The following is a 21,620-nucleotide window of genomic DNA, read 5'->3' as shown; positions in this document are numbered from 1 at the left end:
AAAAGCGCAGCCTTGACTATCGAAACTGCGGCACTTTCGCCCAATGGCAGATATGAAGACCCATTACCTGCAGGCAACGGCTTCCAAAAGGGTTGGCGAGCCTATACATCAGGCGCACGGCAATAACAAGGGCGCAAACACAAGAATGGCCGACCGGGATACTGAAATTGATATGAATCATGAATTGACCGCAAAAGAAAGCCGCCAACGCCGTTCGCTGAAGCCACTCAAGAGAGTGGCGCCGTTCCTCGCGCCCTATAAGGGACTGGTTGCAGGTGCGCTCTTCTCGCTGGTGCTTGCCGCCGTGACGACCCTTGCCGTGCCGGTCGCGTTGCGCCGCATGATCGATCACGGCTTCACCGGTTCGAATGCGATCTTCGTCAATAATTACTTCGGCATGCTCGTGGCGCTGGCGCTCATTCTCGCGCTTGCATCGGGCCTGCGCTACTTCTTCGTGATCTCGCTCGGTGAGCGGGTGGTGGCCGATCTGCGCAATGCGGTCTTCTCGCATGTGACGGCGCTTTCGCCGGAATTTTTCGACCGCTCGCAGTCGGGAGAAATTGTCTCGCGCCTGTCATCCGACACGGTGCAGATCAAGTCTGTGGTCGGCGCGACGGCCTCTGTTGCGCTGCGCAACATGATTCTGGGTGTCGGGGCGCTGGCGATGATGGTTGTCACGAGCCCGAAACTTTCGGCGCTGGTCATCGCGGCCATTCCGGTCATCGTCATTCCGCTTATCGCCTTCGGGCGCTCCGTGCGCCGCCGCTCGCGCATGACACAGGACATGCTGGCGAAAGCCAACGCCTATGCCAGCGAACAGATCGGCGCGATGCGCACATTGCAGGCCTTCACCAACGAGGAAATGGTGGTGGGTCGATTTGGCAGCGCCGTGGAAAAGTCTTTCCAGGCAGCACGCTCTTCCATTCAGGCGCGCGCGGTTCTGACTGCTTTTGCCATTTTCCTCATCTTCTCCAGCATCGTGGCCGTGCTGTGGTTCGGTTCGCGTGACGTGCTGGCCGGTACGATGTCTGCCGGTACGCTCGGCCAGTTCGTGCTCTATGCCGTTTTTGCAGGCAGTTCCTTCGGGGCCTTGTCGGAAGTGGGTGGCGAGCTGGCGCAGGCCGCAGGCGCGACGGAGCGGCTTGTCGAAATTCTCGATGAGCAGCCGGGTATTGCCCCGCCTGCGAAGCCCGTTGCCATGCCGGCGCCGCCGCGAGGCGAGATCGTGTTCGATTCCGTGCACTTCTCCTATCCGACGCGACCGGATGCGCCGTCGCTCAACGGCGTCAGCTTTACGGTGAAGCCCGGCGAGACGGTTGCGATTGTCGGGCCCTCGGGCGCGGGCAAGAGCACGATCTTCGCGCTGGTCATGCGCTATTATGATCCCCAGTCGGGCAGGATACTCATCGACGGTGTTGCCTTGCCTGATGCCGACCCGCAGGCCGTTCGCGCGCGCATCTCGACCGTGCCGCAGGATGTGGCGATTTTCGCCACTAGCGTGCGCGAAAACATCGCGTTCGGCAGGCCGGGCGCAACCGATGAGGAAATTATGGCAGCGGCAAAAGCCGCCCTCGCGCATGATTTCATCATGTCGCTCGACAAGAGCTATGACACGGAAGTGGGCGAACGCGGGGTGACGCTTTCGGGCGGCCAGCGCCAGCGCATCGCCATCGCCCGGGCAATCCTGCGTGCCGCGCCCATCCTGTTGCTTGACGAGGCGACATCGGCGCTCGATGCTGAAAGCGAAATGCTGGTGCAAAAGGCTCTGGACGGCCTGATGGCTGACCGCACGACACTTGTCGTCGCTCATCGGCTTGCGACCGTGCTCAAGGCCGACCGCATCCTCGTCCTCGACCATGGCCGCATCGTCGAAGAGGGGACGCATCAAACCCTCGTCGAGAAGGGCGGTATCTATGCCCGCCTCGCCAAACTGCAATTCAATGCGGGGCTAGTGGATTGAATTTGACGTTTGAATCCCGACTGAATGAGATGCTGTTTCAAACGTCAAATTCGAAAAATCCATTAGATACATAAAGTGACAAGAGGTCTTCGTCGCCAAATAGACGGGGACCCCTTCTCCCCGTTTATGCCTTTATCTCTCCGTCAGTTTCAGCTCGATGCGGCGGTTCTTGGCGCGGGCATCGGCGGTGTCCGAGGCATCGAGCGGCTGATATTCCCCGAAGCCTGCGGCAACGAGCCGGTTGGCCGGGACTCCATTGGCGATCAGGAATTTGACTACAGCGGTGGCGCGGGCCGATGAAAGCTCCCAATTGTCGCGGAAGCGCCCGGTGCCTGCCAGCGGCACATTATCGGTATGGCCGTCGACACGCAGCACCCAGTTGATGTCGTCCGGGATTTCCTGATTGAGCTGGTTTACCGCATCGGCGAGCTTTTTCATTTCGTCCTGACCGGCGGGATTGATATCAGACGAGCCTGTCGGGAACAGCACTTCCGACTGGAAGACGAAACGGTCGCCGACAATGCGGATATTTTCCTTGTCGGACAGGATCTCACGCAGACGCCCGAAGAAGTCCGACCGGTAGCGGTTCAGTTCCTGCACCCGCTGGGCCAGCGCAACGTTCAGGCGGCGCCCCAGATCGGCGATCTTGGCATTCGATTCGCGGTCGCGGCTTTCAGAAGCGTTGAGCGCATCTTCAAGTGCCGCGATCTGGCGGCGCAGAGCCGAAATCTGCTGGTTCAGCAGCTCTACCTGACTGAGCGCGCGGGCGCTGACCTGCTTTTCGGCATCGAGGCTTGCCGACAGTTCCCCGGCGCGCTTTTCAGCGGCGGCACCTGCGCCACTTCCTTCGTTCAGCAGGCTTTGCAGGCGCGAACGCTCGGTTTCCGCCGTGGACAGCGAGGCTTGCAGATTGGCGATGGTGTCCTGCATGTCCTGCGAATTGCTGCGCTCCAGCGACAGGAGCTGAGTCAGTTCCTGAATCTGGCTGTTGAGGCGGGCAAGCACGCTGTCCTTGTTGTTGACCTCACGGCTGAGCAGGAACTGCGCCAGCACGAAAACGGTCAGCAGGAACATGATTGCCAAGAGCAGCGTCGTCAGGGCATCGACGAAACCCGGCCAGTAATCGACATGCCTTTGGGTGCGGCGGTTGCGGGCAAGAGCCATGGGAATTACTCCGCCTTGTCCGTGCGGTCGGACTTGCGGTCATGCGGACGCTCTCCGATGGCCCGGGTGAGGCGGTCGAGCGTCTGGCGGATCGCCTTCTGCTCGTCGGCCTGCTTTTCCACCCAGTCGCGCATGATCTGCTGTTCGCTGCGCATGTTCTTGACGAGGCCCTGTATGCCTTCGGCAAGATTGGCAAGTGCTGCCGTTGTGCGCTGCGTGGATGCATCGCCGCCATGCATGTTCTGCAGCCGGTCGGCCAGATTACGGATTTCTTCCGTGCCGCCGTGCTGGTCCGCGTCCGAGCCGAGATCGGTGACGGAGGAAAGCCAGTTTTCCAGTTCCGTATAGAAGCGGTTCTGTGCGCGGCCCGCTTGCAGGTCGAGGAAGCCAAGGATCAGCGAACCCGAGAGGCCGAAGAGCGACGACGAGAAAGCCGTGCCCATGCCGGAAAGCGGTGCTTGCAGGCCTGCCTTCAATGCATCGAGAACGTCACCGGTACTGCCCGAATTGGGATCGAGGGTCTGGATAGTCCGACCAATGGAGCCGACGGTTTCCAGAAGGCCCCAGAAGGTGCCGAGAAGGCCAAGAAAGACCAGAAGCCCGATCAGATAGCGCGATATATCGCGGCTTTCGTCAAGGCGGGTCGCGATGGAATCGAGAATCGAGCGCATGGAGGCGGTGGAAAGCGCCATCGACTGGCGACGCCCGATGAGTGCGCGCATCGGCGCCAGCAGCACGGGCGGGCGCGCGGTGCCCTCGCGGTCGCCGTCGCGGAATGAATTGACCCAGCGAATTTCCGGCAGAAGCCGGAGCACCTGTCCGAAAGCGAGCAGGATGCCGACCAGCAGAACGCCGAGAATAAGCCCGTTGAGCCCGGGATTGGTGACGAAGAACGTGTGAATCTGCCGCATTAGGATTGCAGCCAGAAAGGCTACAATAATAAGGAAGATCGCCATGGTGAGAATGACAATGCGCGGGCTCGAAAGGCGGTAGGGGTCGTAATCGCGTCCCTCATCCAGACGTTCCCGGGAAAGTCTCAAATCGCTCATGCGTTGCGCTCCATGGTCGCGTGTTTGCACAGGAGCCTACTTCATTAATTCGTGAAGCGGAATCGTCTGGTTACGAAAAAATGAAGGCAGAAATGCTTCAGCGCGCCGCTTTCATGCGACGCGCTGATTCAAAAAGCGAATAATGCTGGGAATATCAGATCGGCTTTTTGATCGTCTTGAGAAGCGCGCCGTGAATGGTTTCGTTGCCGGCGACGATCGAGTGATTGGTGAACATATCCTGTCCGCCATTCTTGTCCGAGACGAAACCGCCAGCTTCGCGCACCATCAGGATGCCGGCGCCGAGATCCCACGGATGCATGCCATCTTCCCAGAAGCCGTCCAGGCGGCCGCCCGCGACATAGGCGAGATCAAGCGCGACCGCACCCATGCGGCGGATGCCTGCGGTTTCGGCCATGACATTGCGCAGCTCGACCAGATAATGGCCGTGATGACCGCGGCCCAGATGCGGGATGCCGGTGCCGATGACGGAATCGACCAGCTTGTTGCGCGATGCGACGCGCAGGCGGCGGTCGTTGAGGAATGCGCCGCCACCGCGTTCTGCGGTGTAAAGCTCGTCCATGGCCGGATTGTAGATGACGCCGGCGACGATCTGTCCCTGACGCTCAAGGGCGATGGAAACAGCAAAAACCGGAATGCCGTGCAGGAAGTTCGTGGTGCCGTCGAGCGGATCGACCAGCCAGCGGTGCTGTCCGTCCTTGGATTCAATCTCGCCGGATTCTTCCATCAGGAAGCCGTAATCCGGGCGGGCGCGGCTCAATTCCGTGTAGACGATCTTTTCGGCGCGGCGGTCTGCCTGGCTGACATAGTCGCCGGGGCCCTTGAGAGAAACCTGAAGATTCTGGACTTCGCCAAAATCGCGAGCGAGGCTGCGGCCGGCCTTCATAGCGGCCTGTACCATAACGTTGAGAAGGGCTGAGCGGGCCATTTCATTGTCCTTGTAAGCACGATCCCTAAGCGTGGAGTTTAAAGAGGATCATGCATTTCGTTAAAAAGGGAGGGCGAACATCCAGCCGCGAACATATACGGCGGACGGTCAGGGAATTGAGCGATCTGAGAAAGAACGGTCGCAAGGATGCGACATGCGGCGCCACGGCGGGACGCCGCCATAGTCAGAGACGGATCAGGCGCGGCTGACGTAGGTCAGTTCGTTGGTGTCGACGATTACGCGTTCGCCCGATTCGATGAATGGCGGAACGAGGATGCGGATACCGTTTTCAAGCACCGCCGGCTTGTAGGACGAAGCGGCGGTCTGGCCCTTGACGACCGGATCGGCTTCGGTGATGGCGAGCGTGACCTGATCCGGCAGGCGGATGCCGATCGGCTTTTCTTCGTAAAGTTCGACAGTGACCATCATGCCGTCCTGCAGGAAGGCGGAGCGGTCGCCGACGAAATCCTTGGCCAGTTCGAGCTGCTCGTAGGATTCCGTGTCCATGAAGATCAGCGCTTCGCCCTGTTCGTAGAGGAACGAGAAATCCTTCTGTTCCAGACGAACGCGCTCGACGGTTTCGGCGGCGCGGAAACGTTCGTTGAGCTTGGTGCCGTTGATGAGGTTCTTCAGTTCGACCTGATTGTAGGCGCCGCCCTTGCCGGGCTTGACGGCATTGGTCTTGACTGCAACCCACAGGCCGCCAGCATGTTCGATGACATTGCCGGGGCGGATTTCGTTACCATTGATCTTCATGAGCTTGATCCGGAATGAAAATGTGAAACTATGTGCGGCCCGGCTTTATTTCGGGGATTGCCTGAGCATCTCATATTCGAGCCGCGATAATCGCGTTCCCAAGACCATAAAACGACGCTTTGTGCAAGCCTGACCACGAAAAGAGGGCCGGTCCCGTTTGAAAAAACCGCTCAAAAATCAGCGGACGCGCAGGTTATTGGCGGTTTCTATGGCTTGCTTGATCTGATCGTCAGCCAGTCCGTCCATCATGTCGTTGAGGTCCGGCGCGCGGAAACCGGCCCGCTGTGCGACGATATACCAGGCGGCGGCCTTCACCAGATCGCCTTCGGTGCCGATGCCATCGCGGTAGAGACGCGCGAGCCATGCCTGCGCCATAACCATGCCGCGCTGCGCGCCAAGCTGCATCCAGCCGAAACCCTGTTCGTAATTGCGGTCGCCGCCGCGCCCCTCGATCAGCCAGCGGCCAAGGTCGAATTGTGCGGTGTCATAGCCTTGCGCTGCTGCGAGCAGGAGGTAGACGCGCGCCTTCTTGTCGTCGCGAGGAATGGTCGGGGTGCCATTGGCGTAAACCTGGCTGACCGCATATTGCGCATCGGCAAGCTTCGCCTCGGCTGCCTTCTCGAACCACGGGAAGGCGAGGTCGAGGCCGGGCTTGCCCGGCGTCTTCACCATCAGCATCTGGCCGTAGTTGAACTGCGCCATGGCGTTGCCGCCCTCGGCAGCCTTCTTCATCAGTTCTTCCGCCTTGACGGGGTCTTTCGCGGTATAGGTGCCCTGAAGCAGAAGAGCCGCGTACCGGAACTGCGCTTCGACAACACCGTTATTGGCCGCCTTCTCGTACCATTCCGCCGCCAGTTTCTGGTTGGCGGGAATGCCGAGACCACGCGCATAAATCTCCGCGATGAGCGTCTGCGATGCCGGGTCGCCCTTTTCGGCCTGTGGTTTGGCCAGATTGAAGGCGGTCAGATAAAGGCCGCGCTGGAATGCGCCGAAAGCCTCGTCCGCCGGCTTGTCGCCGAAACGGCTCGGATCGATATGCGGCATCGGTTCCGTGGTTGCCGGTTGCGGCAGCATGACCGGCTTGGCAGGCTTGTCGGCCTTCGTGCCCTGATGATTGCCCTGCTTGCCGCTCTTCTGGCCGTGCACCGGCTCGCCGGCTGCCAGAACAGGCAGCACCGGCAGCGCGAGAGACATAACGGCAGCGAGAAGAAATTTGTTCTTCATGGGCATCGGCAAGACCTTGATGAGGTATCAGTTTTCAAAGCGCGGCGCTTTTTCGTCGAGCAGCCGGTTGGCTTCCGCAACAGCCTGCGCCGGGTCTTCGGCGTCGAAGACTGCACGTCCGAGCGCCACGAAATCCGCGCCGGTTTCCGCGGCCGGGATAATGCTTTCCAGCGCGCTTCCGGCCTGCGCAATGCAGGGGATCTCCACCATCTGTGCCCACCATTCGGCGAGCGCCAGGTTGCGCGGATGAGCGTCCGGCTTGTTGTCCGCACCGATTTTTCCGAAGAACACATAGTCGGGCTGCAATTCGCCGATTTCCATCGCACCATGGCGGTCGCGCAGATTGCCGGTGCCGACAATCATCTTCGGCGTGTGCTTTTCTATCGCCTCGGCCAGATCGGCAGCCTTGCCTTCGATATGGATGCCGTCGGCCCCGACGCGACCTGCAATGCGCGTATCATTGAGGATGAGCGCGGCAGCGCCCTTTTCCTGAATGACCGGGATCGCCTTTTCGGCGGCGGCCTGAAAAGTGGCCTCGTCGAGATCGCCGGGGTCGAGAATGACGCTTGCAACGTCACCGCCCGAAAGCGCAGCCGTCAACAGTTTTGCGAGCGCCGCGCCGTCGGCAAGCGGGGGCGCAACCAGCACGATGCGGCAGCGGTCGGTTTCAGTCTGGTGAGCGGGCGTGTTCATGAACGAAGCCTAACGGGAAAAACGTGATGGAATTCGGGCAATAGAGGCGTTCTGTTTACCGGAAACGGAAGCGGCTCTCTATCTATTTGTTTTATCGCATTTATGCGACGCAACCGCGCTTCGGCAAGTATTCATTGGCGAAACACGTTCCCGGTCAGGCCAGTCCGGACTGGCATAATGTTATCCACTGGAACGAAAGTTGATCGGAACCAACCCGGTTCTGCACGAATTTACGGATATATAACCCACACCAAGACCGGGCACTGAACGCCCCGGCAGAACGTGTGAAACCGTTCCGGCCACCCATCCGGAATGACACGAAGAAGATTGGAAAGTCCTCGCAATCCCAAGTGCGGGTGCTTTCCTTCAAGGATAGGCAGGCTGGTAAATGAATATTGCGACCGCTGGAGAAGCGATGCACGCAACCAATGCGAAAATGCGCGATACGCGCATTGACGTGTTCCGTGCACTCGCGCTGCTAACGATCTTCATCAACCATGTACCCGGCACGATCTACGAGAATCTTACACACAGAAATCTAGGATTTTCCGATTCGGCCGAAGCCTTCGTGCTGATTTCCGGCATGGCCGTCGCGCTTGCCTATGGATCGAAGTTCGCTCCCGGCAATCGCCTGCTTCTGTCGCTCAAGATGTGGCGCCGCGCCGGTGTACTTTATACCGCGCATATCATGACGACCATGGCGACCATCGCCATCTTCGCGGCCGCTGCCCTTTTCCTCAAGCGATCGGAACTCCTGACGCAGATCAACATCGCTCCGCTGGTCAAGCATCCGGTCGAAGCGCTGTTCGGCATCGTCACGATGGGCCACCAGCTCGGCTATAACAATATCCTGTCCATGTATGCCGTGATGCTGGTCCTGACCCCGGTCCTGCTTCTGTTGGCGCGCATCAGCCTGCCGCTGATGCTCGGCGTTTCCGGCACGGTCTGGTTCCTCTCGGGCCTCTATCACGTGGCACCGGTCAATTATCCGACCGAGGGCGTCTGGTTTCTCAATCCGCTGTCCTGGCAGTTCCTGTTCGCAATCGGTATCGCAGGCGTGATGCATGTGCGCCCGCGGAGGCGAACTGCCGAAGCATCCGCTGCTGATCGGCCTTGCCGTCGGCTATCTGGTGCTGGCGTTGGCGTGGGTGCGCATCCCGCTCTGGGGTATCGATGCATCGATGGGAATGCCGATGGTCATCACCGGCTTCGACAAGACGTTCCTGTCGGGTCCGCGCCTGCTGCACGTGCTGGCTATTGCCTATCTTATTGCCGTGGTCCCGACGCTGAACCACATCGCCCGCACTGCGCCCGACAACCCGCTCGCCATTCTCGGCAAGCATTCGCTGCCGGTCTTCATTGCTGGTACGCTGCTGGCGATGGTGGCACAGGTGATGAAGCTGGTGAACCCCGGCGGCCTGCCATATGACACGCTGCTGATCGCAACCGGAATCGTGATGCAATTCGCATTGGCCTATTATCTGGAATGGCTGCCGACCATCGGCTGGAGCAAGAAGGGCGCAGCCGCTTCGGTCAAGCCCGGCGTTCCCGCTGCCGAACCCGTCAAGATGCAGCTCGCCACAAGCGGCAAGCCTGCGATGCAGCGATATTGACCACGGATAAGCCGCCGCTCCGGGCGGCTTTTCTTTCGGTGGAGGCGCGGAATCGTTTGAGATTATCCACAGAGCGGAGCGGAAATTAACCATTCATTAATCTTAAGAATGTTAAATAGTTTACATCCAGTTCGGCTGGATTCTTACCGAGTGGTTTAGCCACTCTGTTTGACGCCTCCCTGTTAAACTCCTGAGAGCCGCCCTTGCGGCTCTTTTTTTATGCGCTTTTTGCTGCACATCCCGGAAATGTCGGCTTTCCACGCGCCGCCACGTGGAACGAAATCAACTGCCGATCCGTTCTATTTGCGGACTTTCTTTAAAAGCCCCTGAAAATGTTAACCGAACGTTAAACATAAACTTGCGCGACGGTGCATGAAAGTGCAGTTTGTCGTGGACTTGTTTAGCACAGCTGTTCCGTCTCAGCCTCCCCCATGGTCGAACAGCGGTTCAATGGTTTCATTCGTATCCGTCCGGCAAATCCCACCGGAGGGCTACGGCAACGGAATGGGCCGCCGATGCCGGCGGTTATGCAAGGTGGCAGAGCAGTGATTAGCGAACAGGGTCAGATGCCGAGCAATATGATCAGCCTCGCGGAGCGCATGGTCTTCTCGGATTCGTTCAAGCCGATCTATACGCAAGGCATGGATATGGTCGAGGAAGCCGCAAGCTACCTTGATGGCGAAGGCCGTGAGGATGCGCGCAATCTGTCGCGCGTGGCCGCGACGCTCTATGCCGCCGAATCGATGCGGCTGACCACGCGCCTGATGCAGATTGCGTCCTGGCTGCTGCTCCAGCGCGCCGCGCGCAGCGGAGAAATGTCCCGCCAGCAGGTTTCCGCCGAAAAGGCCAAGGTGCGCCTCGACACTCCGTCCGCGGGTGAAGCCGCACAGGGCTGGTCCGAACTGCCCGCCGCCTTCGTGGAACTGGTTGAACGCTCGATGCGCCTTCAGGCCCGCGTGCGCCGGATGGACCGCGAGGTCTACGGTGAAGTGGTTTCGCTGCAGGGCATCCCGCGCGGCAATCCGGTTTCCGAACAGATCGTGTTGCTGAAAACTGCTTTCGGTGCTTCCTGACATTGAATAACCATTGAGCATCCGCGCCCTTCGGGGCGCATGTTTCTCTTTTGTTCACTTTTCTGCTGTCAAGTGAATCCGTCTGAGGATAGGGTTCGCTTATGAAAGAAACGATTCGCATCATTGGTATCGATCCGGGCCTGCGCCGCACCGGCTGGGGCATTGTCGAATCGCTTGGCAATTCACTGCATTTCATCGGCTCGGGGACCGTGACCTCGAATGCCGAGATGGATCTCGCATCGCGCCTCTGCCAGCTCCATGAAGGGCTTTCCAAGGTCCTGCATGAATTCATGCCGCACGAGGCGGCGGTCGAACATACTTTCGTTAACAAGGACGCAACGGCGACATTGAAGCTTGGTCAGGCGCGGGGCATTGCCTTGCTGGCTCCGGCACAAGCTGGCCTGCCTGTTGCGGAATATGCGCCGAATGCCGTGAAGAAGGCGGTCATCGGCGTCGGTCACGGTGAAAAGCAGCAGATTCACATGATGGTGAAAGTGCTGATGCCGCGTGCATCGTTCGATACGAGCGATGCTGCCGATGCGCTTGCCATTGCCATTTGCCATGCGCACCATCGTCAGAGCATTGTAAGCGCTCGCCGGATGCAGGCGCTGTTAGCGGGGTGAGACCAGAATGATCGGCAAGCTTAAAGGCGTGATCGATGAAATCGCCGAGGATCATGCGGTCATCGATGTGCATGGGGTCGGCTATGCCGCGTTCTGCTCGGCGCGGACACTGGGCAATCTCGGTGGCGCGGGCGAGGCGGCGGTGCTGTTCATCGAAACCTATGTCCGCGAGGACATGATCCGCCTTTACGGATTTGCCAATCAGCTTGAGCGCGAATGGTTCCGCCTGTTGCAGAATGTGCAGGGCGTCGGCGCCAAGGTGGCGCTTGCGGTGCTTGGCACGCTGTCGCCGTCCGAACTCGCCAATGCGATCGCATTGCGCGATATCGCGATGGTGTCGCGCGCGCCGGGCGTCGGCAAGAAGGTTGCAGAGCGCATCGTGACTGAACTGAAGAACAAGGCGCCTGCCTTTGCCGGCGATGCGAGCGGCACGATCGGGCTCAAGCAGGAACTTGGCGCGGGTGCCGCGCCTGCACCGGTGGCCGATGCGGTGTCGGCGCTTTCCAATCTCGGTTATTCCCGGGATCAGGCAGCCAATGCCGTTGCAGCCGCACTGAAAGAGGCGGGAGAGAATGCCGATTCGGCAAAGCTTATCAGGCTGGGTTTGAAGGAATTGTCGCGGTGAGAGCCTGTTCCAAAAGTCGCCATGCCGGTCTGCAAACGGCGCTTTCCTGCTTTCCGGTGCTCATGTACATGAAGTACACTCCGCTCCGGTACTCGAAAATCGCCATTTTCGCCACGGCCTGCCGCTTTTTGATTCAGGCTCTGCGCAGCTTGCCTGAGCGATATGTTCATGCGAGGAGGAAGGCATGAGCGACCGCAACCCTCTCATCAATCCCGACAGCCGCGCAGATGAAGACAATACGCTGCGCCCGCAAATGCTCGACGATTTCGTCGGCCAGGCGGCGGCGCGCGCCAATCTGAAAGTTTTCATCGAGGCCGCCAAGGTGCGGGGTGAGGCGCTCGACCATGTGCTGTTCGTTGGCCCTCCGGGTCTCGGCAAGACGACATTGGCGCAGATCATGGCCAAGGAACTCGGCGTCAATTTCCGCTCCACCTCCGGCCCGGTCATTGCCAAGGCGGGCGATCTCGCAGCACTTTTGACCAATCTCGAAGAGCGCGACGTTCTTTTCATCGATGAAATTCATCGCCTGAGCCCTGCAGTGGAAGAAATCCTCTATCCCGCCATGGAGGATTTTCAGCTCGATCTCATCATTGGTGAAGGCCCTGCCGCCCGTTCGGTGAAGATCGATCTTGCCAAGTTTACGCTCGTCGCGGCAACGACCCGTCTCGGCCTTTTGACCACGCCATTGCGCGATCGCTTCGGCATTCCGGTGAGGCTCAACTTCTATACGGTCGAGGAACTGGAATATATTGTGCGCCGTGGCGCGCGCATCATGCAGATGGGTATTTCTCCGGATGGTGCGCTGGAAGTGGCGCGGCGTTCGCGCGGCACCCCGCGCATCGCCGGGCGGCTGTTGCGCCGCGTTCGCGATTTTGCGCTGGTGGCGGGCGCCGATGTCATCGATCGCAAGATAGCTGACGAGGCATTGTCGCGCCTTGAGGTGGACAATCGCGGACTGGACCAGCTCGACCGGCGCTATCTCAATATTATCGCGCGCAATTTCGGTGGCGGGCCGGTGGGGATCGAAACCATCGCTGCCGGTCTGTCCGAGCCGCGTGACGCGATTGAAGACATTATCGAACCCTATCTGATTCAGCAGGGTTTCCTGCAACGCACGCCGCGCGGCCGGGTCCTGACCGCCGTTGCATGGCAGCATCTCGGATTGCCTGCGCCCGCTGAAATCATCCAGCAGTCGCAATACGGCCTCTTCATGGAAGACGAATGACGGAACGACAGGAACAATTGGCGCAGGCTGCCGTATCGGGCGAACTGAAGGACGGCGCGCATCTGCTCTATGCACGCATCTATTATGCCGATACGGATTTTTCCGGCTTCGTCTATCACGGCCGCTATCTGGAATTCTACGAACGCGGGCGCACGGACTTTTTGCGCTTGCAGGACGTTCACCATATCGAACTGGCGGAAGGCGCGCTTGGCGAAGAAATGGTGTGGGTCGTCCGCCGCATGGAGATCGACTACAAATCGCCGGCGAAGATGGACGACCTCATCCTGATCGAAACCCGCGTCAGCGAAATTCGCGGGGCACGGGTCATCATGGCGCAGAAGATCACCTGTGGAGAGCGGCTGCTTTCGGAAGCGAAGGTAGAGGCCGTAATGATTACCAAGGAAGGCCATCCGCGCCGCATTCCCGATGAATGGCGAGAGGCCTTCACCAGCAGCCGCAAGGGCTGAGCTGCGGATTATTCCGCCCGAAATCGTTTCCACTTTTTTGGGGTGCGTTCTATTTAGGCAAATGCTAACGCATCTTTAACCATAATATTCCATTAATCACCCTGACGGAATCGGTAGAGAGGCTGGCTCGCAGCGCAGCGCCTTCCTTTCACCAAAATTAACCGTAACAAGCGCCTGATGGATTTAAAGTTGAAATCCGGAATGGCGGTTGCGGTGCGAAGTGTCGGCCGCTCGTCGGGCAGGTACGGCTTCACGTTGAAAAGCTGCGCAAGGTTGGAGTGTCTGTTTTCAGACGCTGGGTAACGGATTTGCGATACCGCCCGGTCATGTGGCCGGGCGTTTGGATTCGAGGACGGTAGATCGATGGAAAATGTTGCGTTAGCGGCCCCCGCCGCCGATGTTACCCTCTGGGGCCTGTTCATGCAGGCGAACTGGGTCGTCAAGCTGGTTATGCTTGGCCTTCTGTTCGCTTCGATCTGGACCTGGGCTATCATCGTGGACAAGACGATTGCTTACGGACGGGCGCGGCGCGCGATTGATCGCTTCGAGCAGACCTTCTGGTCCGGCCAGTCGCTGGAAGAACTTTATCGCAATCTCGGCGAACGCCGCACCACCGGCATGGCATCCATCTTCATGGCGGCAATGCGCGAGTGGAAGAAATCATTTGAAAAGGGCGCCCGTTCCCCTATCGGTCTCCAGATGCGTATCGACAAGGCCATGGACGTGGCGCTGGCGCGTGAAGGCGAAAAGCTGGAATCGCGACTGGGCTTTCTGGCAACCATCGGCTCTGCAGCTCCCTTCATCGGCCTGTTCGGCACGGTTGTCGGCATCATGACCTCGTTCCAGGCAATCGCAGCCTCCAAGAACACCAGCCTTGCCGTCGTTGCGCCGGGTATCGCCGAAGCGCTTCTTGCAACGGCCATCGGCCTTCTCGCCGCTATTCCTGCCGTTATCGCATACAACAAGCTGTCTGCGGATGCCGGCAAGATCGGCGGGCGGCTGGAAGGTTTTGCGGACGAGTTTTCCGCCATACTGTCGCGCCAAATTGATGAGAAGCTGACGCCGCGTAATTAAGCGGCATCAAGCATCGAGTGTAGTTTCAGCCTTCGGGAATCTTGCAATGGGCATGTCGGTCGGAAATCAGGGAATGCAGTCGGGCGGACGCCGCAGGCGCGGTCGCAAGAAGGCATTGATGAGCGAAATCAACGTGACGCCGTTCGTCGACGTGATGCTCGTCCTTCTCATCATCTTCATGGTTTCCGCGCCTCTTCTGACGGTCGGCGTGCCGATCGACCTGCCCGATACGCAGGCCAAGGCCATGAATGCCGACACGCAGCCGATCACCGTTTCGGTCAACAGCGAGGGCAAGATCTACCTTCAGGAAACCGAAATCCCGATCGAAGAAGTAGTGCCGAAACTCCAGGCCATCGCCAAGACGGGCTATGAGGAGCGCATTTTCGTGCGCGGTGACAAGGCTGCCGATTACGGCACCGTCATGAAGGTCATGGCCCGCATTTCCGCCGCCGGTTTCAAGAATATCGGCCTTGTGACCCTCCAGGAGCAGGATAGCTGACGCCATCATGAAGGCTGGCCTGACATCTTCTGTTGCCTTGCATGCCGTTGCGGTCGCGCTGGCAGTGGTTTCGTTTTCCTCGCCGAAGGCTTTCGACGTGCAGGATTCGGAATCGTTCCCGGTCGATATCGTACCGATTGAATCGCTGACGCAGATCCAGCAGGGCGAAAAGACTGCGCCCATGAAGGAAAAGTCGGCTCCCGTGCCGACAACCAAACCGCAGACAGTTCCCAACGCCGAGAATTTCGGCGATCAGGATATCGATACCAAGACACCACCGAAGCCTGACCCGAAGGCCAAGCCGATCGAGGCAGCGGAAGAGCCGAAGGCGCAGCCGGAGCCGGTGAAAAAGCCCGAACCGAAGCCGGAGCCTAAACCGGAACCGAAGCCCGAGCCCAAGCCGACGCCGGTTCCCGCGACGGAAGTGCAGACCAAGCCGGTGGAAAAACAGGAAGTGAAGCCCGATCCGGTGGCGGAAGCCATCGACAAGCAGGCTGAATCGCCCGACGCCCAGACGCCGAAGCTGCCGGACAAGGTCCCCGCTCCCGAAGCCAAGCCGAAGCCGCCGCAGGCGCAGACCGCCAAGACGCCGGATCGTAAGCCCACCGAGGAAAAGAAGCCGACGCAGAGCGCGTCCCAGTCGTCGCAGTCCAAGAACGACGCGATTGCAGACGAGGTTGCGGCCCTTCTCAACAAGCAGAAGGCGGCAGGCGGCGGCGCCAAGCGGTCCACCGATCAGGCATCGCTGGGCGGCAAGAAGAATACCGGCGGCTCCAAGCTCAGCCAGAGCGAAATGGATGCGCTGCGCGGTGCGATTTCGAAGTGCTGGAACGTTCCCGCCGGTGTGGCGGACGCGCCGGGGCTGATCGTAACCGTCAAGATGAAGCTGAACCAGGACGGCTCCATTCAGGGCGTTCCGGAGGTGACATCGGGCGGCGGCGGCGATGGTGTGGGCCGAGCAGCAGCCGAGAGCGCCAAGCGCGCTGTCGCACGCTGCGCACCGTACAATCTGCCAGTCGACAAATATGATTCATGGTCGGAAGTGATCGTCAATTTCGACCCGAGCGAAATGTTCTGACCGGGTTTCCGGTCGCCAACCACTGCAAGGACAAAGAGGTCCCAGAAGACATGAAAATCGGCATCATCAATACAAAGATCCGGACGGTCTTTTCGGCTTTCGCGTGTATGATTGCCGCAAGCCTTGTCTGCACCATGCCGGCGCGCGCCGTCGTGGAAATCAACATCAACAAGGGTGTGATCGAGCCGCTGCCGATCGCCATCACCGATTTCCTTTCGGCCGACCAGCTCGGACCGAATATCACCTCGGTCATAGCGGCTGACCTGGAACGGTCGGGCCTGTTCGCTCCCATCGACAAGGGTGCCTTCATCGAGAAGATTTCCAACCCGGACGCGGCTCCGCGTTTCGAGGACTGGAAGGTCATCAACGCGCAGGCGCTCGTCACGGGCCGCATCACCAAGCAGCCGGATGGCCGTCTCAAGGCCGAGTTCCGCCTGTGGGATACGTTCGGCGGCCAGCAGATGATCGGCCAGCAATTCTTCACCACGCCGGACAACTGGCGCCGCGTCGCCCACATCATCGCCGATGCGATCTATGAGCGCCTGACCGGTGAAAAGGGCTATTTCGATACGCGCGTCGTTTTCGTCGACGAATCCGGTCCGGCACAGAAGCGCGTGAAGCGTCTGGCCATCATGGATCAGGACGGCGCCAATGTGCGTTATATTTCGGACGGCCGCGCCATTTCCCTGACGCCGCGTTTCTCGCCGAACCGTCAGGAAGTCACCTATATGTCGTATGAAGGCGGTACGCCGAAGGTGTATCTGCTGCAGCTGGAAACCGGCCAGCGCGAGCTCGTCGGCAACTTCCCCGGCATGACCATTGCTCCGCGTTTCTCGCCCGATGGCCAGAAGGTCGTGATGAGCCTGCTCCAGGACGATGGCAGCGCCAATATCTACACGATGGACCTGCGCAACCGTTCGACCACGCGCCTGACCAACAGCCAGGCCATCGACACCGGCGCCTCCTATTCGCCGGACGGCTCGCAGATCGTGTTCACCTCGGACCGCGGCGGCCGCCCGCAGCTCTATGTGATGGGTGCAGACGGCTCCAACCCGCGCCGCATCTCGATGGGCGACGGCAGCTATTCCACGCCGGTCTGGTCTCCGCGCGGCGATCTCATCGCCTTCACCAAGCAGTCGCAGGGCCAGTTCTCCATCGGCGTGATGAAGACCGACGGTTCCGGCGAACGCCTCCTGACCTCCGGCTTCCACAATGAAGGTCCGACCTGGGCTCCGAACGGTCGCGTGCTGATGTTCTTCCGCAAGGCGGCAGGGGCAGGTGGTCCGAAGCTGTTCACCATCGACCTGACCGGCCGTAACGAGCGCCAGATCCAGACGCCGAACTTCGCGTCCGATCCGGCATGGTCGCCGCTGCTCGAATAGAGCAGTTTAGACGATCCAGTTGAACTGGAAATGCTCCGGTTATGGAAAGTGAAGGCGCGAAACTGGTGTTTCGCGCCTTTTTCATGGCAATGCGCCACAATCCTTGCCGGAAAGCCGTGTTTCTGCCGTATTTTGCCCCCAAGGGCTGAGGCAGCAAGAAAATATTAACCATACTTCTTGAGCCTGTCTTAACCTCAATATGATTATTGGATGGTTACGCAGGAACATCAAATCTTAAGGAGCTCCGGCCCATGCGCCGTATCCAGTCGATTGCACGTAGCCCGATCGCTATCGCCCTTTTCATGTCGCTCGCCGTTGCCGGCTGTGCGTCCAAGAAGAACCTTCCGAACAATGCCGGTGATCTGGGTCTCGGTGCAGGCGCCGCAACGCCAGGTTCCGCACAGGACTTCACGGTCAATGTCGGCGATCGCATCTTCTTCGATCTCGATTCTTCGCTGATCCGCGCCGATGCACAGCAGACGCTTTCCAAGCAGGCCCAGTGGCTGCAGCGTTATCCGCAGTACTCGATCACGATCGAAGGCCATGCCGACGAACGCGGTACGCGTGAATACAACCTCGCTCTCGGCCAGCGCCGTGCAGCCGCCACCCGCGACTTCCTCGCTTCGCGCGGCGTGCCGACCAACCGTATGCGCACCATCTCCTACGGCAATGAACGTCCGGTCGCAGTTTGCGATGCCGACTCGTGCTGGTCGCAGAACCGCCGCGCCGTTACCGTTCTCAACGGTGCGGGCAGCTGATCTGCCAATATCAGATAGTGTTACGGAAAAGCGGCTTTCGGGCCGCTTTTTTCGTTTTGGGCCGATTGTTTGGGCGTTTCGACAAACTTTGGCCGAAGTCACCCCTGTCATAGTGAGCGCCAGGAAACCTTCGCTTTTCGCATTTTGCGGCGCAAAACCGCTTCGCACTTTTGCTGGAAATGCTCTAAAAGCGGAGCTGATCGTGCGGCAAACGCATTCAGCGTCTGTTCAGGCGCGGCACTCGATCATCCGGTTCGCGTGAATTGGATGGGTGAATTTGCAGGGGCAAAGGGAATGAGGAAACCAATGAGGAAAGTGACGCTGGCAATTGCCATGCTGCCGCTTTTGGCGAGTGCTCCGGCTCTGGCGGCATCTGTTTCTTCGCAAGGGGAAATTCGGCTCGCGCAGGCAGGTGCTCCCGGCGGAGATCAGTTTTCGCAGCAGGTCTGCAATCTGGCACATCAAAATGCCCAGTCCTATGCGCGCATCTTGCAGCTTCGCGACAAGATGCTGAAAATCCAGCGCGACAATGAAGCGCGTTTCCAGGCATTGGAAAAGGGGCGCGGGGGTTCACAGCATCGCGTCAGCATCGGGTCGACGGCCATTCTCGACGAAGCGATGCGGGACAATGGTGGCGGTAGCGGGCAGGGCGGCTATCAGAGCCCCGGCTTGCAGCAGGAACTGGTGCGCAACCTGACCGGCAAGGTCGAGGATGTGGACGCCCAGATTTCGTTCACCGACAATCAGCTGCAAAAGACGCAGGAAGACAATGAATTCCGGTTTGAAGAACTGGAAAAGAAGAATGGCGTAACCTCGCCTGCTTCGAGCAGCGCGGCTCAGCCTGCGCCCGCCGCAGCATCGCCGGGCGCCGATCTCTGCGCACAGGGCGTCGGCAACGCGGCCGCGATTGCCGATGCGTTGAGCGCGCGGGCGGAAGCCATGAACTTCCAGATCCTCGAAATGCAGGATCAGATGCAGAAGATGCAGGAAGCAAACGAAACCCGCTTCCAGTTTCTGGAAACCGGGAAACGCGCCGATACGGAAATTCAGCAGGCTGGGGGCGACACGTCGCTGGCCGCTGCCGGTTCCGATCAGGGCAGCAACGGAAACCTCGATGGCGGGGTTTCCGGAAGCGCCCCGCAGAATGGCGGATATGACGCTTCCACGCAGGCTGCGGCCAGCCAGTCGTCTGGCGCCGATTCCATGGCTATTGGTTCGAATGCGCCCGCACAGGGCGGACCGGCACGTGGCGAGCCGCCGCAAACGCTGGGCTCCATCCGCTTCGACGCCAGTGGCAATGTAATCGGCGAAACACTCGACGCCACGCCGCGCACGGTGCAGCCGGGCGCAGCACCGGGAACCGCCGCAGGCGGAACGGCAGCAGGCGATGCGGTTGCATCGCTTCCGACCGACGATAATCCCAGTTCGCTCTATCAGGCATCCTATCAATATCTGATGTCGGGCGACTACAAGGCAGCTGAAACCGGCTTCCGCGAGCATGTGAAGCGCTATCCGGCTGATCCCAGCACGGCTGAAGCACGCTTCTGGCTTGGAGAATCGCTTTACGGTCAGGGCCGTTATTCTGAAGCCGCCACGGTGTTCATCGATACGCAGCGCGATTATCCCGATTCGAAGCGCGCGCCGGAAAACATGTTCAAGCTCGGCATGACGCTGGAAAAAATGGATAATCGCGATGTTGCCTGCGCGACCTTCGCGCAGATACCGGAACGTTACCCCAAGGCGGCGCCTGCCATATTGAAGCGCGTTGCCGATGAGCGCACGCGCGCAAAGTGCTAGAGCGGTTCCCGTTAGAACACAGCCGTCGAACCGATCTAACTTTTTGTTTTGTCGCATTATTTAACGCAAAACCGTTTCACGCTTTTGCTGGAAATGCTAATGGCGGAGTTAATTCGTGGGGCTTAGCCCAAGCAATATTTTCAAATTATTCGAGCCATTCGGATTTGAGCAGGCCAGGGCCGTGATTGCCGCCGTGTCAGGCGGCAGCGATTCTCTCGGCCTGCTTTTTCTCCTTCGGGATTACATGGCCATGCTCAAGGACCCGCCCCGGCTGATCGCCGCGACGGTGGACCATCAATTGCGCGCAGAATCCAGAGACGAGGCCGAAAATGTCGGTCGGCTTTGCAGCCACTACGGGATCGAGCACCGTATTCTCACCTGGGATGAGGCGAAACCGACGAGCGGACTTGCCGCGGCTGCGCGCACGGCGCGTTATCGCCTGTTGTCGCAGGCGGCGCAGGAGGCAGGCGCTGCCTTCATCGTCACCGGCCATACGCAGGACGACCAGATCGAAACCTTTCTGATGCGCAGGGAGCGCAGCGCCCATGCCGAAGCGCGGGGGCTTGCCGCCATGTCATCGCGCTCGTTACTGGGCGGCTTCGGGCGGGTGGGATCGGTAGAACTCGACCGCCCGCTGCTTTCCATTTCCCGGCAGGTCTTGCGTGAAGAGTTGCGGGGCAGGGGCATCGGCTGGATCGATGATCCCAGCAATGCCAATACGGACTATGAACGCCCACGGGTTCGTCTGGGCGTCGCGGCGAAGGCGGACAGACAGGCGGTGCTCGACCAGATTGCCGAGGCCGGAGCCGCGCGCGAGCGGGACAATGCCGTCCTGATTGCCGCACTCGCCGACCCGGCGAGCCTGCGCATCGATGCGAACGGAGCCTTGCTGGTCGATCCGCAGCTTTACGCCGCGCTTCCCGACAACGCCAGGCGACTGTTCGCCGGATTGCTGGCGGCGATTGCGGGCGGACGCCGTTTCCTGCCGGGCGACAGCGAGCGCTCACGCATCGAACGGGTTCTTTCGGGAGAGGATGACAATCATCGCCTGACTGTGTTCGGCGCGCTTATCGAGCGCGGCGCGGACGGCTCGCCGCATCGGTTTCTTCGCGAAAAGCGCAATCTCCCCAAGCTCCATCTGGAGCCGGGCAAGCCAATCGTCTGGGACGGACGCTTCCGTTTCTCGAATGAAGGCTCAATTGATTTCGAGCTCGCTGCACCGGGACGGCAGGAACTCGCCGATTTCCTGAAGGCGCAGAACATCGAGATCGAATCCCGCAAACGTGAGGCCCTGCTAGTTTCGCCAGCCCTTTACAGGGATGGCAGGCTTTATGCCCTGCCTTTCCGGCGGGAAGGGGATTTTCCGAAAGACATTCATGTCGAACGGCATTTTGCGATCTTCGATCACGTGTTGCCGGGACATGATTTCGATCTTGCAATGGCTGTGGAAGCCCGCATCGGGCGCGTCTGCGCCGAATCGAAGCGGGATGAGAAACCAGTCCAGTGAACTGATTTCCCCGCGTAGACGCTTCGCACTTTGGTTGGAAATGCTCTTTTTATAAACCAGAGTGCGAAGAATCGAGGATGCGGGGTCAAACGCGCCTTGGCAAGGCC

Annotated in this window: 19 protein-coding genes and 2 pseudogenes; 15 read left to right on the top strand and 6 right to left on the bottom strand. The window is 59.7% G+C overall.

Going from position 1 to position 21,620, the window contains the following annotated elements; translation table 11 throughout:
- The first annotated feature begins 43 nt into the window (after positions 1-43).
- Positions 44-1,960: an ABC transporter transmembrane domain-containing protein gene (locus OINT_RS10250; protein ID WP_006467733.1), complete on the top strand. Its 1,917-nt coding sequence runs from the start codon at positions 44-46 to the stop codon at positions 1,958-1,960.
- A gap of 132 nt (positions 1,961-2,092) precedes the next feature.
- On the opposite strand, the gene OINT_RS10245 is transcribed toward OINT_RS10250, so the two are convergent.
- From OINT_RS10245 to OINT_RS10220, 6 genes are all read right to left on the bottom strand, one after another.
- A complete protein-coding gene (locus tag OINT_RS10245; RefSeq protein ID WP_006467731.1) occupies positions 2,093-3,124 on the bottom strand; it encodes a peptidoglycan -binding protein in 1,032 nt (343 codons plus the stop codon).
- A gap of 5 nt (positions 3,125-3,129) precedes the next feature.
- A complete protein-coding gene (locus OINT_RS10240; RefSeq protein ID WP_006473228.1) occupies positions 3,130-4,173 on the bottom strand; it encodes a MotA/TolQ/ExbB proton channel family protein in 1,044 nt (347 codons plus the stop codon).
- Between the two features lie 154 nt (positions 4,174-4,327).
- The gene (locus tag OINT_RS10235; protein WP_006467726.1) at positions 4,328-5,119 is read right to left on the bottom strand and encodes an inositol monophosphatase family protein; all 792 of its coding nucleotides are present in this window, start codon (positions 5,117-5,119) and stop codon (positions 4,328-4,330) included.
- 195 nt (positions 5,120-5,314) lie between these two features.
- Complete coding sequence (efp, locus tag OINT_RS10230; protein ID WP_006467724.1) at positions 5,315-5,875, bottom strand: elongation factor P; 561 nt, start codon at positions 5,873-5,875, stop codon at positions 5,315-5,317.
- Between the two features lie 177 nt (positions 5,876-6,052).
- Positions 6,053-7,099 (bottom strand): tetratricopeptide repeat protein, encoded by a 1,047-nt coding sequence (locus OINT_RS10225; RefSeq protein ID WP_036566021.1) that lies wholly within the window; start codon positions 7,097-7,099, stop codon positions 6,053-6,055.
- A 27-nt stretch (positions 7,100-7,126) separates the two neighbouring features.
- The gene (locus OINT_RS10220; RefSeq protein ID WP_006467722.1) at positions 7,127-7,792 is read right to left on the bottom strand and encodes a thiamine phosphate synthase; all 666 of its coding nucleotides are present in this window, start codon (positions 7,790-7,792) and stop codon (positions 7,127-7,129) included.
- A gap of 388 nt (positions 7,793-8,180) precedes the next feature.
- Between OINT_RS10220 and OINT_RS10215 the strand changes: the two are divergent.
- The 14 genes and pseudogenes from OINT_RS10215 to tilS all read left to right on the top strand — a co-directional run bounded on the left by OINT_RS10215 (position 8,181) and on the right by tilS (position 21,513).
- Positions 8,181-9,405, top strand: a pseudogene (locus OINT_RS10215) (OpgC family protein).
- 566 nt (positions 9,406-9,971) lie between these two features.
- A complete protein-coding gene (gene rcdA, locus OINT_RS10210) occupies positions 9,972-10,478 on the top strand; it encodes a protease adaptor protein RcdA (RefSeq protein WP_006473324.1) in 507 nt (168 codons plus the stop codon).
- 101 nt (positions 10,479-10,579) lie between these two features.
- Positions 10,580-11,101, top strand: a complete 522-nt coding sequence (gene ruvC / locus OINT_RS10205; protein WP_002964793.1) for a crossover junction endodeoxyribonuclease RuvC — start codon at positions 10,580-10,582, stop codon at positions 11,099-11,101.
- Between the two features lie 7 nt (positions 11,102-11,108).
- Complete coding sequence (gene ruvA, locus OINT_RS10200; protein ID WP_006467718.1) at positions 11,109-11,726, top strand: Holliday junction branch migration protein RuvA; 618 nt, start codon at positions 11,109-11,111, stop codon at positions 11,724-11,726.
- A pseudogene (locus OINT_RS22950) lies at positions 11,723-11,872 on the top strand (flagellar basal body P-ring protein FlgI); the annotation flags it as partial. The gene ruvA and the pseudogene OINT_RS22950, both read left to right, overlap by 4 nt.
- 38 nt (positions 11,873-11,910) lie before the next feature.
- Positions 11,911-12,951, top strand: coding sequence for a Holliday junction branch migration DNA helicase RuvB (ruvB, locus tag OINT_RS10195; RefSeq protein ID WP_006467716.1), 1,041 nt, complete (start codon positions 11,911-11,913; stop codon positions 12,949-12,951).
- Complete coding sequence (locus OINT_RS10190; protein WP_006467715.1) at positions 12,948-13,418, top strand: YbgC/FadM family acyl-CoA thioesterase; 471 nt, start codon at positions 12,948-12,950, stop codon at positions 13,416-13,418. Before ruvB ends, OINT_RS10190 begins: the two co-directional genes overlap by 4 nt.
- A 363-nt stretch (positions 13,419-13,781) precedes the next feature.
- Entirely contained in the window at positions 13,782-14,492 is a 711-nt protein-coding gene (gene tolQ, locus OINT_RS10185; RefSeq protein WP_006467714.1) for a protein TolQ, read from the top strand.
- Between the two features lie 46 nt (positions 14,493-14,538).
- Positions 14,539-14,991, top strand: coding sequence for a protein TolR (gene tolR / locus OINT_RS10180; protein WP_006467713.1), 453 nt, complete (start codon positions 14,539-14,541; stop codon positions 14,989-14,991).
- Positions 14,992-14,998: 7 nt separating this feature from the next.
- Entirely contained in the window at positions 14,999-16,069 is a 1,071-nt protein-coding gene (locus tag OINT_RS10175) for a hypothetical protein (protein WP_006467712.1), read from the top strand.
- A gap of 50 nt (positions 16,070-16,119) precedes the next feature.
- On the top strand, positions 16,120-17,451 hold the full coding sequence (gene tolB, locus OINT_RS10170; RefSeq protein ID WP_006473325.1) for a Tol-Pal system beta propeller repeat protein TolB: 1,332 nt from the start codon (positions 16,120-16,122) through the stop codon (positions 17,449-17,451).
- A 251-nt stretch (positions 17,452-17,702) separates the two neighbouring features.
- Positions 17,703-18,209 (top strand): peptidoglycan-associated lipoprotein Pal, encoded by a 507-nt coding sequence (gene pal, locus OINT_RS10165; protein ID WP_006473326.1) that lies wholly within the window; start codon positions 17,703-17,705, stop codon positions 18,207-18,209.
- A 294-nt stretch (positions 18,210-18,503) separates the two neighbouring features.
- The gene (gene ybgF / locus OINT_RS10160; RefSeq protein ID WP_006473327.1) at positions 18,504-20,006 is read left to right on the top strand and encodes a tol-pal system protein YbgF; all 1,503 of its coding nucleotides are present in this window, start codon (positions 18,504-18,506) and stop codon (positions 20,004-20,006) included.
- A 115-nt stretch (positions 20,007-20,121) separates the two neighbouring features.
- A complete protein-coding gene (tilS, locus tag OINT_RS10155) occupies positions 20,122-21,513 on the top strand; it encodes a tRNA lysidine(34) synthetase TilS (protein WP_006467707.1) in 1,392 nt (463 codons plus the stop codon).
- Positions 21,514-21,620: the final 107 nt, after the last annotated feature.

The sequence above is a fragment of the Brucella intermedia LMG 3301 genome, assembly GCF_000182645.1.
Classification (GTDB): domain Bacteria; phylum Pseudomonadota; class Alphaproteobacteria; order Rhizobiales; family Rhizobiaceae; genus Brucella; species Brucella intermedia.
Note: the sequence above shows the minus strand (reverse complement) of the source record. Positions and strands in the feature narration are given on the sequence as shown.

Bases quoted from the DNA above. Each gene is read 5' to 3' on its own strand.
- OINT_RS10235 (WP_006467726.1), bottom strand. From the start codon at position 5,119: ATGGCCCGCTCAGCCCTTCTCAACGTTATGGTACAGGCCGCTATGAAG.
- pal (WP_006473326.1), top strand. From the start codon at position 17,703: ATGCGCCGTATCCAGTCGATTGCACGTAGCCCGATCGCTATCGCCCTT.
- ruvC (WP_002964793.1), top strand. From the start codon at position 10,580: ATGAAAGAAACGATTCGCATCATTGGTATCGATCCGGGCCTGCGCCGC.
- ruvA (WP_006467718.1), top strand. From the start codon at position 11,109: ATGATCGGCAAGCTTAAAGGCGTGATCGATGAAATCGCCGAGGATCAT.
- ruvB (WP_006467716.1), top strand. From the start codon at position 11,911: ATGAGCGACCGCAACCCTCTCATCAATCCCGACAGCCGCGCAGATGAA.
- OINT_RS10175 (WP_006467712.1), top strand. From the start codon at position 14,999: ATGAAGGCTGGCCTGACATCTTCTGTTGCCTTGCATGCCGTTGCGGTC.
- efp (WP_006467724.1), bottom strand. From the start codon at position 5,875: ATGAAGATCAATGGTAACGAAATCCGCCCCGGCAATGTCATCGAACAT.
- OINT_RS10245 (WP_006467731.1), bottom strand. From the start codon at position 3,124: ATGGCTCTTGCCCGCAACCGCCGCACCCAAAGGCATGTCGATTACTGG.
- ybgF (WP_006473327.1), top strand. From the start codon at position 18,504: ATGAGGAAACCAATGAGGAAAGTGACGCTGGCAATTGCCATGCTGCCG.
- OINT_RS10220 (WP_006467722.1), bottom strand. From the start codon at position 7,792: ATGAACACGCCCGCTCACCAGACTGAAACCGACCGCTGCCGCATCGTG.
- OINT_RS10240 (WP_006473228.1), bottom strand. From the start codon at position 4,173: ATGAGCGATTTGAGACTTTCCCGGGAACGTCTGGATGAGGGACGCGAT.
- tolQ (WP_006467714.1), top strand. From the start codon at position 13,782: ATGGAAAATGTTGCGTTAGCGGCCCCCGCCGCCGATGTTACCCTCTGG.
- tolR (WP_006467713.1), top strand. From the start codon at position 14,539: ATGGGCATGTCGGTCGGAAATCAGGGAATGCAGTCGGGCGGACGCCGC.
- OINT_RS10225 (WP_036566021.1), bottom strand. From the start codon at position 7,099: ATGAAGAACAAATTTCTTCTCGCTGCCGTTATGTCTCTCGCGCTGCCG.
- OINT_RS10250 (WP_006467733.1), top strand. From the start codon at position 44: ATGGCAGATATGAAGACCCATTACCTGCAGGCAACGGCTTCCAAAAGG.
- rcdA (WP_006473324.1), top strand. From the start codon at position 9,972: ATGCCGAGCAATATGATCAGCCTCGCGGAGCGCATGGTCTTCTCGGAT.
- OINT_RS10190 (WP_006467715.1), top strand. From the start codon at position 12,948: ATGACGGAACGACAGGAACAATTGGCGCAGGCTGCCGTATCGGGCGAA.
- tolB (WP_006473325.1), top strand. From the start codon at position 16,120: ATGAAAATCGGCATCATCAATACAAAGATCCGGACGGTCTTTTCGGCT.